The organism is Pseudoxanthomonas sp. LjRoot125, from assembly GCF_964252705.1.
Taxonomy (GTDB): Bacteria; Pseudomonadota; Gammaproteobacteria; order Xanthomonadales; family Xanthomonadaceae; genus Pseudoxanthomonas_A.
On record NZ_CAXUOY020000001.1, the window covers coordinates 1,281,907 to 1,295,172 of the forward strand.

Genomic DNA, 13,266 nt, shown 5'->3' on the forward strand with positions numbered 1-13,266 from the left:
CCGGTCAGCCCTGCTCTCGTCAGTCCTGCTTCCGTCAGTCCAGTTCCCGTCAGTCCAGTTCCCGGTGGAAGGTGGCGACTTCTTCCCAGCCCTGCTCGCGGGCATGCCGGGCGAGCGTCTCGGCCAGGTAGACCGAACGGTGCTTGCCGCCCGTGCAGCCGAAAGCGATGGTCACGTAACTTCGGGTTTCTCCGCGCAGGCGCGGCAGCCAGGTGTCCAGGAAGCCGCTCACCTGGCCGACGTACTCGGCGACCTCCGGTTGCGCGTCCAGGAACGCCCGCACCTTCGGGTCGCGGCCGGCATAGGGGCGCAGATCCGGGTTCCAGTGCGGGTTGGGCAGCACGCGGGCATCGAACACGAAGTCGGCATCGGCCGGCACGCCGCGCTTGTAGGCGAAGGATTCGAACAGCAGCGACAGCTGCGCGCTCTTGTTGAAGGCGAACTCGGCGATGATCCGGCGCCGCAACTGGTGCACGTTGAGCTGGCTGGTGTCGATGATGACATCGGCTTCGCCGCGCAACGGCTCGACGATGGCGCGCTCCTGCCGGATGGCTTCCTGCAGCGACAGGCCGCCATGGCCCAGCGGATGCCGGCGTCGGGTGTCGGAATATCGCCGCAGCAGGACCTCGTCGCTGGCGTCGAAGAAGATCAACCGGCCTTCCAGCCCCAGCTGCGCCAGCGCGGCGCGCCACTGCGCCAGCCGGGACAGGTCGCTCTGGCGACTGCGCACGTCGATGCCGACGGCGATCTTCGGCGGAAGTTCGTCCTCGCGCATCAGGCTGCGCACGAACGAAGGCAGCAGGTCCACCGGCAGGTTGTCGACGCAGTAGTAATCCAGGTCCTCGAAGGTCTTCAGCGCAACCGACTTCCCCGAACCGGACAGGCCGCTGACGATGACGACGGTCGGCGCGGGCGGGGCCGGCGTGCCGTGCTCGTCGTGCGCTGGATCGGCCTGCGGGGCGGTGGTGTCCGTCATGGGGTGCTGCGCTCGAGCAGGTTGCTGTGGCGCGCGATGAACATCGCGGCGGGGTCGATGCCCTTTGTGCGCAATATGTGCAGGCGCGTCGCCGCTTCAGTGAGGACGGCCAGGTTGCGGCCAGGCATCACCGGCAGGGTGATCAGCGGCACGTCGAGGTCCAGCACGTGGCGCGTGCCGGAGTCGCCGGTCAGCCGCTCGTAGCCGTGCGGGTTGGGCTCGGTCATCGGGCGCGTGAGGTGGACGATCAGGCGCAGGTACTTGTTCTTCTTCACGGCGGTGTCGCCGAACATCTCGCGCACGTTGAGCACGCCCAGGCCGCGTACTTCCAGCAGGTCCTGCAGCAGCTCGGGGCAGGTGCCGTCCAGCACGTCCGGCGCGATCTGGGTGAACTCGGGTGCATCGTCGGCGACCAGGCGGTGGCCGCGGCTGAGCAGCTCCAGCGCGAGTTCGCTCTTGCCGGATCCGGCTTCGCCGGTGATCAGCACGCCGATCGAATAGATCTCCATGAAGACGCCATGCAGCGTCACCCGCGGCGCCAGCGTGCGCGCGAGGTGGTAGGAGATGTGGTTGAGCAATTCATGGCCGCGCTTGGGCGAGACCCACAGCGGCGTATCGTTCTCGTTGGCGGCTTCGCGCAGGTCCTCGGGGCAGGACTGGTTCTTGCTGATGACCAGGGCCAGCGGCTTGGCCTGCACGATCTTCTCGATGGTTTCCCAGCGCTGGCGAGAATCCAGCGAGTCGAGCCAGGTCAGCTCTTCCGTGCCGAGGATCTGCACCTTGTTCGGATACACGGCATTGAGATAGCCGGCCAGCGAGGGACGCCGCGAGAGGGTATCGCCGGCTTCCAGCACGCGCTTCTCGCCTTTCTGGCCCGCCAGCCAGCGCAGGACCAGCTTGTCCTTCTGGTGGTCGAACAGTTCGCGGGCGGTGATGCTGGTATTCATCATGCGGAAGCGGCCGGCAGGAAGAGGGCGCCGGTTCGCATGCGGACGGTGGAATCGGCCGGGCCAGTGTAAAGGGCCGGTGCGTGCTTCGCGACCGCAAGGGGCCGCTCCGTCGCGGAGCGGCCCGGGGACAGGGCGCGGCGATCGCCGCGCGACGGCTCAGCCGATCAGTTCGCCACGTACGCCGACGCGCTGGACGTCGGAACGTTTTTCCTTGTGCTTCACCAGCAGGCGATCGAGCTTGTCGGCCAGGACATCGATGGCGGCGTACATGGTTTGCGCGCCGGCATCAGCGTGCAGGGTGCGGCCAGCGACGTTGATCGTGGCTTCGGCCAGGTAATCGGGCTTGCGGGTCCCCAGTTGCGTACGGACTTCGAAGGGTTGATCGAAGTGGCGTTCCAGCCGCTTCAGCTTGGTCTCGACATATTCGCGCAGGGCGGGAGTGACTTCGATTTCATGGCCGTAAGTCTCGATACGCATGTGTGCCTCCTTCGGGTCTATAGAGCCGCGCGGTTGCGCGGAACGCGTGTCATGGGGAATGACAACGCAGCAGTGTCTGGGGTTCCTGCAAATCCTCCTTCTGGGGTCGATGGAAAGCGGTGCCTTCAGGGACAAGATGGACCCGTTGGCGGCAACTATCAACCGCCTGCGTGCTCTTTTTTTCGAGCATGTGGCGAGGTGTTAGAAAAGTGTTTCGAACGACGGGCACGCGGTCACGAAAACGGCTTGCGCCGGTCCGCGATTCAGGCGATGCGCACGCGTTCGTGTGAAGACAGGATGTTCAGTGCTTCGCGGTACTTGGCCACGGTGCGGCGCGCCACCGGGATGCCGGACGCCTTGAGCAGGTCCGCCAGCTTGGCGTCGGAGAGCGGTTTGCGCGGGTTCTCCGCATCCACCAGTCGCCGGATCATCGCTTGGATGGCGGTACTCGAGGCTTCGCCGCCGCCCTCGGTATCGATGCCCGAGGCGAAGAAGGCGCGCATGGGCAGGGTACCGCGCGGCGTGCGCACGTATTTGCGTGCGATGGCGCGCGATACCGTCGATTCGTGCAGGCCGACCTCGTCGGCGACATCGCGCAGGGTGAGCGGGCGCAAGGCCTGCTCGCCGAATTCCAGAAATCCCGCCTGCTGGTGCAGCAGGCAGCGCATCACCTTGAGCAGCGTCTCGCCGCGCGCCTCGACGCTCTTGAGCAACCAGCGCGCTTCCTGGAGCTGCGTCTTGAGATAACCGGCATCGCTGTCGCCGCACTGGCGGATCATCTGCTCGTAGCCGCGGTGGATGGTGATGCGCGGCAGTGCGCTGCCGGCCAGCGCCGTGCGCCATACGCCGCGTTGGCGCCAGACCACGCAGTCGGGCACGACGTACGTGTCATGCGACAGGTCGCCGACCTGGGCGCCCGGTTTGGGGTCGAGCGTGCGCAGCAGTTGCACCGCCTCCTCGACCTCGGTGACGGGGCGCTTCATTTCCTGTGCGATGCCGGCCACGCCGCTGCGGGGCAGACGCTCCAGCGCGGTCTCGGCGATCCTCATCGCCAGTGCCTTGCCGGGCGTGTCATCGCTGAGGACCGACAGCTGCAGTTGCAGGCATTCGCCGAGCGAACGCGCCGCCACGCCGACGGGATCGAAGCGCTGTACCTGGTGCAGCACGACCAGGATGTCCTCCTCGGCCGCCTCGATCTCGGGACGCAACGCTTCGGCGATGCCGGCGAGCGGTTCGCGCAGGTAGCCATCGTCTTCCAGCGCGTCGATCAGTGCGGCACCGATCGTACGGTCGCGGGGGGACAGGTGGGAGAGGTGGAGCTGCCACAACAGGTGGCCGTGCAAGGTGTCGGCCTCGACCACGCGTTCGGCCGGGCTGCCGTTCTCGTCGTCGTCGAAGGAGCCGCCGCCAGACGAGGTCCAGGGGCCGTCGTCCGGCGACCAGTCGTCGGGGGCTTCGCTGCCCTCGCCATCGCCGTCCTCGTTGCGCGTGCGTTCGGCGGGCGGGGCGTCGTTTTCATTGCCGCCGGACGCAGTGGGTTCCTGGTCGGATTCCACCCAGTCGAGGAGGGGATTGGTTTCGACGGCCTCGGTCAGTTCGACTTCGAGTTCCGTGGTCGACATCTGCAGCAGCCGGATGGCCTGACGCAACTGCGGCGTCATGACCAGATGCTGTCCCAGCGATGTCTGAAGGCGTGGCTTCATTCCCGACCTTGGAAACCCGTGGCGGCCAAGGGCCGCCGACGGGGATCACAGGCGGAAGGTCTCGCCCAGATAGACCCGGCGTACGTCCGGATTGGCCAGCAATGCGTCCGGGGCCCCCTGCGCCAGAACGCTACCGGCATTGAGGATATACGCCCGGTCGCAGATTCCCAAGGTTTCGCGCACGTTGTGGTCGGTGATGAGGACGCCGATGCCACGATCCTTGAGGTGTTTCACGATGCGCTGGATCTCGCCGACCGAGATGGGATCGACGCCTGCGAAGGGTTCATCGAGCAACATCAGGCGCGGGCGGGCGGCCAGGGCGCGCGCGATCTCGACGCGCCGGCGTTCGCCACCGGAGAGGCTGGCGCCCAACTGGTCGGCCACGTGGGTGATCTGCAGTTCGTCCAGCAGCGAAGCCAGTTCGCGGTCGATGCCGGCCGCATCCAGGTCCTCGCGCAGTTCCAGCACCAGCCGGATGTTGTCGCTCACCGACAGCTTGCGGAACACCGACGGCTCCTGCGGCAGGTAGCCCACGCCGAGCTTGGCGCGGCGGTACATCGGCTCGGCGGTGATGTCCTTGCCGTCGAGTTCGATGGTGCCGGCATCGGCAGCGACCAGGCCCACGATCATGTAGAAGCAGGTGGTCTTGCCGGCGCCGTTCGGGCCGAGCACGCCCACGACTTCGCCGGGCTGCAGGGTCAGGCCGAAGTCGGCGACGACCTCGCGTTGCTTGTAGCGCTTGCGCAGTCCCTTCGCGATCAACATCAGTTCTTGCCCTGGGCGGGTGCGGCGGACTTCGGCTGGATCACCGTCTTGATGCGCGAACCGTCGCCGCCGGCCTGCATGTTGCCGGTCTTGGTGTTGTAGACCATGCGCTGGCCGCTGTTGGATCCGCGGTCCGACTTGACGGTGTAGTTCCCGATGAAGGTGATGGTTTCGGTCTTCATGTCGTATTCGACACGGTCTGCCTGGGCGTCCATCCAGCTGCCGTTGTCCATCTGCTGCTTCATCTTCACCTGCTTGCCGGTGAATACCGAGCGCGAGATCTCGCCGCCGGCCATGTAGATCTCGGCCGCGCTCGAGCGGATCTCCAGCGAGCCCTGGGTGACCACGACGCCACCCGACAGCACCGTCTTGCCGTCGCCTTCCAGGTTGCCGGACTGGCCGCCGGCATCGATCGACATGGCTTGGTTGCGGTCCGTGGACTTGGCCACCGCACCTGCGGCAGGCAGCAGGAGCAGCAGTGCGGCGCTAGCGAGCAGAACGCGGTTCATAGATGGATTTCACCTGGGATTTGAATTCGTAGGCCTTGGTCTTGAGATTGGTCTCGAAACCACGCCCGGTCAGTCTAGAGCCGGGCTGGGTGACCGTCACCTCGTCATCGGTCTGGGCGAGGTCACGGTCGGGGAATACGTTCAGCGATGCGGTGCGGAAATCCGCTTTCCGCGTGCTGCCGGCCGGCGAGGTCCCGTGCACGTCGCCGCGCAGGCGCAGCTCCTCACCCTTGGCGCTCAGCCAGCCGGTCTTCGAGCGCAGTTCCCACGAGCGCCCCTCTTCTTCCGGCAGCAGGAACAGCGGGGTGGTGATGGTGTAGGTCTCGTCACGGGGATCACGGGTCATCAGCGGCGCGCGCACGGCCACGGCCTCCTTGCCCTCGCCGTTGAGCGCGATCATCTCGAAGTCGCGCATGACGTAGTCGGAGCGGTCGGCCAGCACGCGGTTCGGCGGCGGGATGTCGCGATTCTTCCAGGCCGACCAGCCGCTGACGATGGCGGCGACCAGCAGGACCAAGCCGAGGATGGCGCGCCAGCTCATGCCATGCCCCCTTCGAACACCGGTGCGTGGCCCTGTGCGCCCAGCAGTAGGTCGCAGGCCTCGCGGGCCGCGCCCTGGCCGGCGGCGCGGCGGGTCTGCCAGTGCGCGCGGCGGGCGGTCCATGGGTGCGCGTCGGCGGGTGCGATGGCCAGGCCTACGGCATCGAAGGGAGGCACGTCCGGCAGGTCGTCGCCCATGAAGGCCACCTCGTCCAGCCCGATCGCCAGCGTCGCGCAAAGCTCGCGCACCTTCGCCAGCTTGTCCTTCGTACCGGTGAAAACCTGCACGCCAAGCTCGCGGCCGCGGGCCACGGCCACGGTGCCGCCGCGGGCGGTGATGAAGGCGACCTCGATACCGGCCCGCTTCAGCAGCACCAGGCCCTGGCCGTCCTGCACGTGGAACGCCTTCTGCTCACGGCCCTCGCCGTCCAGGAAGATGCGGCCATCGGTCAGCGTCCCGTCGACGTCGAAGCACGCCAGGCGGATGCGCGCGGCGCGGGCCAGCACATCGTCGGTCAGGTCGTGGAGATGGCGCAGGGGCATGGGGACAGGATGGGGTGGGGAGGGGGGGACGGCAAGCCGGTGGTCATTGACGACACCCGGTTACACCACGCGGGCGCGCAACAAGTCGTGAATGTTGAGGGCGCCGACCGGGCGCTGTTCATCGTCCACCACCAGCAGGCCGCTGATCTGGTGGGTCTCCATCAGGCGCGCCGCTTCCACGGCAAGCTGGTCCGCACCGATCGTCTTGGGCTGGCGTGTCATCACGTCGGCGATGCGCGCGTTGCGCAGGTCTAGGGCCGGGTTGTCGAGCGTGCGGCGCAGGTCGCCGTCGGTGAAGAGCCCTGCCAGGTGCCCCTCGGCATCGACCACGGCGGTCATGCCCAGGCGCTTGCGGCTCATCTCCACCAGCGCCTCGCTGAGGGTGGCGGTGATATCCACGCGAGGCACGTCGTCGCCGGCATGCATGACATCGGTGATGTGCAGCAGCAGGCGGCGACCGAGGCTGCCGGCCGGATGGGAACGGGCGAAGTCGTCGGCGGTGAAGCCGCGGGCGTCGAGCAGGGCCACGGCCAGCGCATCGCCCATCGCCAGCGAGGCAGTGGTGCTGCTGGTGGGGGCAAGATCCAGCGGGCACGCTTCGGCCGGCACGCTGACATCGAGGTGGATGTCGCTTTCTCGCGCCAGCGTGGATTGCGGGCGACCGGTCATGGCGATGACGGTATTGCCCTGGCGCTTGAGTACCGGCAGCAGCATCAGCACTTCGTCCGATTCGCCGGAATACGACAAGGCCAGCACCACATCGGCGTCGGTGATCATGCCCAGGTCGCCGTGGCCCGCCTCGCCCGGATGGACGTAGAAGGCGGGGGTGCCCGTGGACGCGAGCGTGGCGGCGATCTTGCGCGCCACGTGGCCGGATTTGCCCATCCCGGTGCAGACCACGCGACCCTGCCCCGCGAGGATGGCCTCGCAGGCCGTCGAGAACGAACCGTCGATGCGGGCGGCGAGGGCATCCAGTGCGCGTGCCTCGATCTCGATGACCCGGCGTCCGCTGGCGGCCAGGCTGGCAGGCGGGACGGACCCGGAAAGGGCGTTCGGCTGGGACATGCGGACGGGGCGCCGACGGTTAGAATGGCCGGGTATTTTATTAGGAAAGCCCGTTGGACGCTGAAACCATCCGTAAACTCATCGAATCCGGCTTGCCGGGTGCCCAGGCCGACGTCCAGGGCGACGATGGCGTCCATTTCGAAGCCACCGTCGTGGCCGAGGCCTTCCGTGGCAAGCTGCCGCTGGCCCGCCACCGCATGGTGTACGCCACCCTGGGCGAACGCATGGGCGGCGAGATCCATGCCCTGCAGCTGCGCACGCTGACACCCGAAGAAGCGGCCGCGGCGCACTGACGCCCCGCGCTTCCGTCCCCACTTTCCCTCTCCGACCCTTCCTTCCGGACGTCCATGCAGAAGATCATCGTCACCGGTGGCAACACGCTCAACGGCGAAGTCACCATCTCCGGCGCCAAGAACGCCGTGCTCCCCATCCTGTGCGCGACCCTGCTGGCGGACGCGCCGGTGGAGATCACCAACGTGCCGCACCTGCACGACGTGGTGACCACGGTGAAACTGCTGGGTGAGCTGGGCGCCGGCATCACCATCGACGAAGGCACGCTGGCGAAAGGACGCGGCATCACTGTCGATCCGACCACCGTCAGCCGCTTCGTGGCGCCGTACGAGCTGGTGAAGACCATGCGCGCTTCCATTCTCGTGCTGGGCCCCCTGGTCGCGCGTCATGGCGCGGCGGTGGTGTCGCTGCCGGGCGGTTGCGCGATCGGTTCGCGTCCGGTCGACCAGCACATCAAGGGCCTGCAGGCGCTGGGTGCCGAGATCACCGTCGAGAACGGCTACATCAAGGCCCGTGCCGCACGCCTGAAGGGCGCCCGTTTCGTGTTCGACATGGTCACCGTGACCGGCACCGAGAACGTCATGGCGGCCGCCACGCTGGCCGAAGGCACCACCGTGCTGGAAAACGCCGCGATGGAGCCGGAAGTCACCGACCTGGCCGAATGCCTCAATGCGCTGGGCGCGAAGATCGAGGGCGCGGGCACCTCGCGCATCGTGATCCATGGCGTCGAACGCCTGGGCGGCGGCCGCCATTCGGTGGTGCCGGACCGTATCGAGACCGGTACCTTCCTAGTTGCCGGCGCGATGACGGGTGGCAAAGTGGTCGTGCGCAATGCGCGCCCCGATACGCTGGAAGCCGTGCTCGACAAGCTGACCGAAGCCGGCGCGAAGATCGAGACCACCGCCGACAGCATCACCCTCGACATGCAGGGCAAGCGTCCGAAGGCCGTCAGCCTGACCACGGCGCCGTATCCCGCATTCCCCACCGACATGCAGGCGCAATTCATGGCGCTCAATTGCGTGGCGGACGGCGTGGGCGTGATCAACGAGACGATCTTCGAAAACCGCTTCATGCACGTCAACGAACTGCTGCGCCTGGGTGCCGACATCCGCGTCGAAGGCCATACGGCCATCGTGCGTGGCGTCGAGCGGTTGGGTGGCGCGCCGGTGATGGCGACCGACCTGCGCGCGTCGGCATCGCTGATCCTGGCAGGCCTGGTGGCTGACGGCGAAACCACCATCGACCGCATCTACCACCTGGATCGCGGCTACGAAAACATCGAAGAGAAGCTCGGTGGGCTGGGCGCGACGATCAGGCGCGTGTCGTGACCAGAGCTGATCCGAAACTGTCGGGCATCCGCCCGCGGTTCCCGCTGCGGCGCAAGATCCTGCTCGGCATCGTCGTCGCGCTCCTGGCGCTGGTCGCGTGGTTGCACTACACGGGTTCTGCGGCGACCCATGGCATCACGACGCAGGACATGGACTGGAACGGCGACGGCACGGTGACGCAGGGCGAGATCGCTCAGGCGATCTTCACCGTCGTGGTGGAGCAGAAGCAGGACGGCCAGCGGCACTGCAATACGTTCGCGTGGCGCGGCGGGGCGGGCACGATACGGATGGATTGCAAGACTGTGTTCCAGGCCGATGCACCGCCGGCCAAGGAATAAAAAAAAGCCCGGCAACGCCGGGCTTTTTTTCTGACGGGCGGGAAGGCGACGACTCAACGCCAGGACTTCAGCGTCAGGTCGATGGTGTCCTGGCCGTTCTCGCGCTGCAGGATGCGCGCGGGCACGGGCGCGTCGGCCACTACCCACACGATGGTCTGCTTGTCGCCGTCGGTGCGCACGACCTTGGTGGCATCCTGCGGCTTGCCGCCGACGGTGATGCGCTCCTTGCCGGCGACCTGGTAGGTCATCGCCTTGGCGCGCCCGTTCTCGACCATGCGGTAGGTGAGCGGCTTGCCAGCGGCGACGTCGCGCACGATGGCCAGGTTGACCAGCAGGGCGTCCATGTCGCCCGCCTGCAGTTTCACCGGGCCGGCACGATCGGGCTTGATGTCGCCGGTCCACGTGGCCTGTGCTTTCGACCAGTCGTACACGGTGTTGACGTTCTTCTTCTTGATCAGCAGCCGTGAGCTGTCGCTGCTGTTTAACGGACGCATGCGGCCGTCCTGCTCGTCGAACACCGTCTTCTGGCTGAGGTCGACCGCCTGGTTGCGCACGGTCAACGTGTACTGCCAGCGATTGCCTGGCTGCGGCGCGACGACCATCTGGCCCTCGCCGCTCATGCCGAGGGCGCTTGCGTTGTAGTTCGCGGTGAAGGCCTCGACGGCGAGCGCCGGCGCAGTGGCCGCGCCGAACAGCGTGGCGGCGAGCAACAGGCGCGAGGTGCGGAAGGCGTTCTTGGTCATGCTCAGGGCACTCCTTGGTATTCGACCAGGCGCAGATCGATGCCGTCCTGACCGTCTTCCCGCTGCAGGATGCGCACGGGAGTGGGGACGCCGTCGGCGACCCAGAAAATGGTTTCGTCATTGCCGCCGTTGGTGCGGCTGACGCGCAGGGCACTGTAGCTCAGATCGTCCACCTGGACCGTCTCCGGCTCGGCGGACACCGCGTACGCGTATTCGCGTATGCGGCCGTTGTCGACCACGCGGTAGTTGAGCTGGCGGCCCGGTGCCGCGTCGCGGATGACCGCCAGGTTCATCAGCAGCGCACTCAGGTCGCCGGTCTGCAGGGAAAGCGGAGCCCTGCGGTTCTTTTTGATGTCGCCCTGCCACTGCGCCGTGTGGTTCGCCCAGTCGTAGGTGCCGACCATCTTCTTGCCCATCAGCAGGGCGTGGCGCACGGTCGCCTGGCTGCGGGGGCGGAACAAATCACCCTCCACGTCGAAGACAGTGCTCTGTTCGATGTTCAAGCCCGCGAGGCGGGCGAAGCCGCGAGTGCCTTTCACGTTGAGGTCGATCTGCCACTGCTCCCCGCCGCGCGGGGCGACCTTCATGCTCGCGCTGCCTGCCAGCTTGCCTTCGTTGTAAGCCTGGTAGCTGGCCACGAACGGCTCCAGCGCCTGCGCGGGCGCTGCCAGTCCGGCCAGGAGCAGGCCAAGGAGGGGGAGGCGGAGGTGGGAGAGCATTCGGGGGGGCGAAGCTTAGGGATTGAAACGGTCGGCTGAATCTAGAGACAGGGGATTTAATAGCGGCTGACCATGACGGAACGCCGTATCCCCCTGTTCAGCTAACTCGCCCGCTGCCGCCAGCCGCAGGGCGGCCACCAGCAGGGCGTGCTCCCGCGGCAGCAGGCGCGCCGCCAGGGTTTCCGGGGTATCGCCGGCCGTGATGGGGATCCGAACCTGGCCAATGACGGCCCCCGCATCGAGTTCAGGCACCACGAAGTGCACGCTGGCTCCGTGCTCGGCGTCGCCGGCTTCCAATGTGCGGGCGTGGGTGTGCAGGCCGCGATATTTGGGCAGCAGCGACGGGTGGATATTCAGCAACCTGCCGCGGAAGCGCGCGATGAAGCCTTCACCGAGGATGCGCATGTAGCCGGCGCAGACGACCCAGTCCGGGCGGCAGGCGGCGACCGCGTCGGCCAGCGCGGTTTCGTAGGCCGATCGATCGGGGAAGCCGGAGGGCTTGGCGCTCCAGCGGACCACAGCGGGTACCAACTGCAGGGCGGGCGCAGCCGGACGGTCCGAGAACACGCCCACGATCTCGGCTTCCAGCGTGCCCGTTTCGATGGCCCGAAGGATCGCCTGCAGGTTGCTGCCCCTGCCGGACGCCAGCACCGCGATGCGGGCCGTCATGGCGCGGCCTGCCTGCGCTCGGTGCGCGCCAGCGGCCAGGTCGCGAGGGCGCCGAGCGTGGCCAGCAGCATGTCGGCGTGGGCATCCCAGACATCGCCCTGCTGGCCGTTGTAGGACTCGGCGGCGTCCGGCGACATCGTCAGCGCGATGCCCCATTCCAGCCATTCGTAGACCAGGCTGCTGCACATGACGAGCATCACCGCGATACCGAAGGCCTGCCCCATCGTCAGTGCCGGCCAGCGTTGGCGAAGCCAGTGCCAAACCGCCGGTGCGAAGCACACGCCGTACATCAGGTGGATGAAGCGGTCGAAGTGGTTGCGTTGCCAGCCGAATGCCTCTGCAGGCGACCAACCGATCGCGGATTGCAGCCACGCGTCGTAAGGCACGTACGAGTACAGCCAGCGTGCGCCGATGCAGTGCGCCACGATGAAGCCGCAGATGAGCGCGAAGTGCACCGGCCGCAATGGCCAGCGACGGTCATGCCACCACAGCCAACCCAGGCCGAGCACCGTGAGGCTGCTGTGCATGGCCTGTTCGACGGGCCAGCGCGGCGCGATCCAACTGGCCGCGAACACGACCAGCGTCAGGCCGAAGGCGATCCCCTTGGCGCGCGGCATCGCGCGGCTCAACCGATGCGGACGCGCTCGCCGCCCTGGGCGGGCACCACCTGGCCGATCTGCCAGTGCGCCAGTTGCAGGCGCGCCAGGTCGGCCTGCACGGCCGGCACCTGGTCCGGCGCCACGACGAGCACGAAGCCGATGCCGCAGTTGAAGGTGCGCCACATCTCGCTGTTCTCGACGGCGCCTTCGCGCTGCAGCCAGTCGAACACCGGCGGCAGCGCCCATGCGCTGGCGTCGATCTCCAGGCCCAGGCCCTCCGGAACGACGCGGATGATGTTCTCGGTCAGGCCGCCACCGGTGATGTGCGCCATGCCGTGCATGTCGTGCGCTTGCAGCAGTTCCAGGATCGGCTTCACGTAGAGCGTGGTCGGTGCCATCAGCGCATCGGCGAGCTTCACGCCGCCGACGTCGATGTCGGACGGGCGGCCGGCGCGATCGTAGATGCGGCGGACCAGCGAATAACCATTGGAATGCGGACCGCTGGAGGCGATGCCGATCAACACGTCGCCGGCACGCACCTTGGCGCCATCGAGCAGGCGCGATTTCTCCACCGCGGCCACGCAGAAGCCGGCGAGGTCGTATTCGCCCGGGCCATACATGTCCGGCATTTCCGCCGTCTCGCCGCCGATCAATGCGCAGCCGGAGAGTTCGCAGCCGCGCGCGATGCCACCGACCACGGCCACCGTGGTGTCGACGTCGAGCTTGCCGGTGGCGAAGTAGTCGAGGAAGAACAGCGGTTCGGCGCCCTGCACGAGGACGTCGTTGACGCACATGGCGACCAGGTCGATGCCGATCGTGTCGTGGCGGCCCAGCTGCTGCGCGAGCTTGAGCTTGGTGCCCACGCCGTCGGTGCCGGAGACCAGCACCGGTTCGCGATACTTGCCCGACAAGTCGAACAGCGCACCAAAGCCACCCAGGCCACCCATCACCTCGGGGCGGAAGCTGCGCTTGACCAGTGGCTTGATGCGCTCGACCAGCTCGTTGCCGGCGTCGATGTCGACACCCGCGTCGCGATAGGTCATCGGGGTGG

At 67.3% G+C, this 13,266-nt stretch carries 17 protein-coding genes; 3 read left to right on the top strand and 14 right to left on the bottom strand.

Translation table 11 applies throughout. The features are described from left to right. Positions 1–49: 49 nt before the first annotated feature. The 9 genes from rapZ to ACSION_RS05870 form a co-directional block, all read right to left on the bottom strand. A complete protein-coding gene (gene rapZ, locus ACSION_RS05830; protein ID WP_435305239.1) occupies positions 50–976 on the bottom strand; it encodes an RNase adapter RapZ in 927 nt (308 codons plus the stop codon). Next, positions 973–1,923, bottom strand: coding sequence for an HPr(Ser) kinase/phosphatase (gene hprK, locus ACSION_RS05835; protein WP_056878463.1), 951 nt, complete (start codon positions 1,921–1,923; stop codon positions 973–975). Before hprK ends, rapZ begins: the two co-directional genes overlap by 4 nt. A 159-nt stretch (positions 1,924–2,082) precedes the next feature. Continuing rightward, a complete protein-coding gene (hpf, locus tag ACSION_RS05840; RefSeq protein WP_093490262.1) occupies positions 2,083–2,403 on the bottom strand; it encodes a ribosome hibernation-promoting factor, HPF/YfiA family in 321 nt (106 codons plus the stop codon). Between the two features lie 263 nt (positions 2,404–2,666). After that, positions 2,667–4,106, bottom strand: a complete 1,440-nt coding sequence (locus tag ACSION_RS05845; RefSeq protein WP_435305240.1) for an RNA polymerase factor sigma-54 — start codon at positions 4,104–4,106, stop codon at positions 2,667–2,669. A 45-nt stretch (positions 4,107–4,151) separates the two neighbouring features. Continuing rightward, positions 4,152–4,871, bottom strand: a complete 720-nt coding sequence (lptB, locus tag ACSION_RS05850; RefSeq protein WP_093490264.1) for an LPS export ABC transporter ATP-binding protein — start codon at positions 4,869–4,871, stop codon at positions 4,152–4,154. Then, on the bottom strand, positions 4,871–5,380 hold the full coding sequence (gene lptA / locus ACSION_RS05855) for a lipopolysaccharide transport periplasmic protein LptA (protein ID WP_435305241.1): 510 nt from the start codon (positions 5,378–5,380) through the stop codon (positions 4,871–4,873). Before lptA ends, lptB begins: the two co-directional genes overlap by 1 nt. Further along, a complete protein-coding gene (gene lptC / locus ACSION_RS05860; protein WP_435305242.1) occupies positions 5,358–5,921 on the bottom strand; it encodes an LPS export ABC transporter periplasmic protein LptC in 564 nt (187 codons plus the stop codon). The genes lptA and lptC overlap by 23 nt, the downstream gene beginning before the upstream one ends. Beyond that, complete coding sequence (locus ACSION_RS05865; RefSeq protein WP_435305243.1) at positions 5,918–6,463, bottom strand: KdsC family phosphatase; 546 nt, start codon at positions 6,461–6,463, stop codon at positions 5,918–5,920. The genes lptC and ACSION_RS05865 overlap by 4 nt, the downstream gene beginning before the upstream one ends. A 60-nt stretch (positions 6,464–6,523) precedes the next feature. Further along, entirely contained in the window at positions 6,524–7,528 is a 1,005-nt protein-coding gene (locus ACSION_RS05870; protein WP_435305244.1) for a KpsF/GutQ family sugar-phosphate isomerase, read from the bottom strand. A 53-nt stretch (positions 7,529–7,581) separates the two neighbouring features. On the opposite strand from ACSION_RS05870, the gene ACSION_RS05875 reads away from it, so the two are divergent. Genes ACSION_RS05875 through ACSION_RS05885 form a run of 3 tightly spaced genes read left to right on the top strand, consistent with a single transcriptional unit; the run spans position 7,582 to position 9,485 of the window. Continuing rightward, positions 7,582–7,821, top strand: coding sequence for a BolA family protein (locus ACSION_RS05875; protein ID WP_093490269.1), 240 nt, complete (start codon positions 7,582–7,584; stop codon positions 7,819–7,821). Between the two features lie 54 nt (positions 7,822–7,875). After that, positions 7,876–9,147, top strand: a complete 1,272-nt coding sequence (gene murA / locus ACSION_RS05880) for a UDP-N-acetylglucosamine 1-carboxyvinyltransferase (RefSeq protein ID WP_435305245.1) — start codon at positions 7,876–7,878, stop codon at positions 9,145–9,147. Further along, positions 9,144–9,485 (top strand): EF-hand domain-containing protein, encoded by a 342-nt coding sequence (locus ACSION_RS05885; RefSeq protein ID WP_435305246.1) that lies wholly within the window; start codon positions 9,144–9,146, stop codon positions 9,483–9,485. Before murA ends, ACSION_RS05885 begins: the two co-directional genes overlap by 4 nt. Before the next feature lie 53 nt (positions 9,486–9,538). Here the strand turns inward: ACSION_RS05885 and ACSION_RS05890 are convergent, their stop codons facing one another. The 5 genes from ACSION_RS05890 to purM are packed head-to-tail and all read right to left on the bottom strand — an operon-like array spanning position 9,539 to position 13,258. After that, on the bottom strand, positions 9,539–10,228 hold the full coding sequence (locus ACSION_RS05890; RefSeq protein WP_435305247.1) for a DUF3108 domain-containing protein: 690 nt from the start codon (positions 10,226–10,228) through the stop codon (positions 9,539–9,541). A gap of 2 nt (positions 10,229–10,230) precedes the next feature. Further along, positions 10,231–10,947: a DUF3108 domain-containing protein gene (locus ACSION_RS05895; RefSeq protein WP_435305248.1), complete on the bottom strand. Its 717-nt coding sequence runs from the start codon at positions 10,945–10,947 to the stop codon at positions 10,231–10,233. Positions 10,948–10,962: 15 nt separating this feature from the next. Further along, positions 10,963–11,616, bottom strand: a complete 654-nt coding sequence (purN, locus tag ACSION_RS05900) for a phosphoribosylglycinamide formyltransferase (protein ID WP_435305249.1) — start codon at positions 11,614–11,616, stop codon at positions 10,963–10,965. Continuing rightward, a complete protein-coding gene (locus tag ACSION_RS05905; protein WP_435305250.1) occupies positions 11,613–12,233 on the bottom strand; it encodes a DUF2238 domain-containing protein in 621 nt (206 codons plus the stop codon). The genes purN and ACSION_RS05905 overlap by 4 nt, the downstream gene beginning before the upstream one ends. An 8-nt stretch (positions 12,234–12,241) precedes the next feature. Further along, positions 12,242–13,258, bottom strand: a complete 1,017-nt coding sequence (gene purM / locus ACSION_RS05910; protein WP_435306666.1) for a phosphoribosylformylglycinamidine cyclo-ligase — start codon at positions 13,256–13,258, stop codon at positions 12,242–12,244. Between the last annotated feature and the right edge of the window lie 8 nt (positions 13,259–13,266).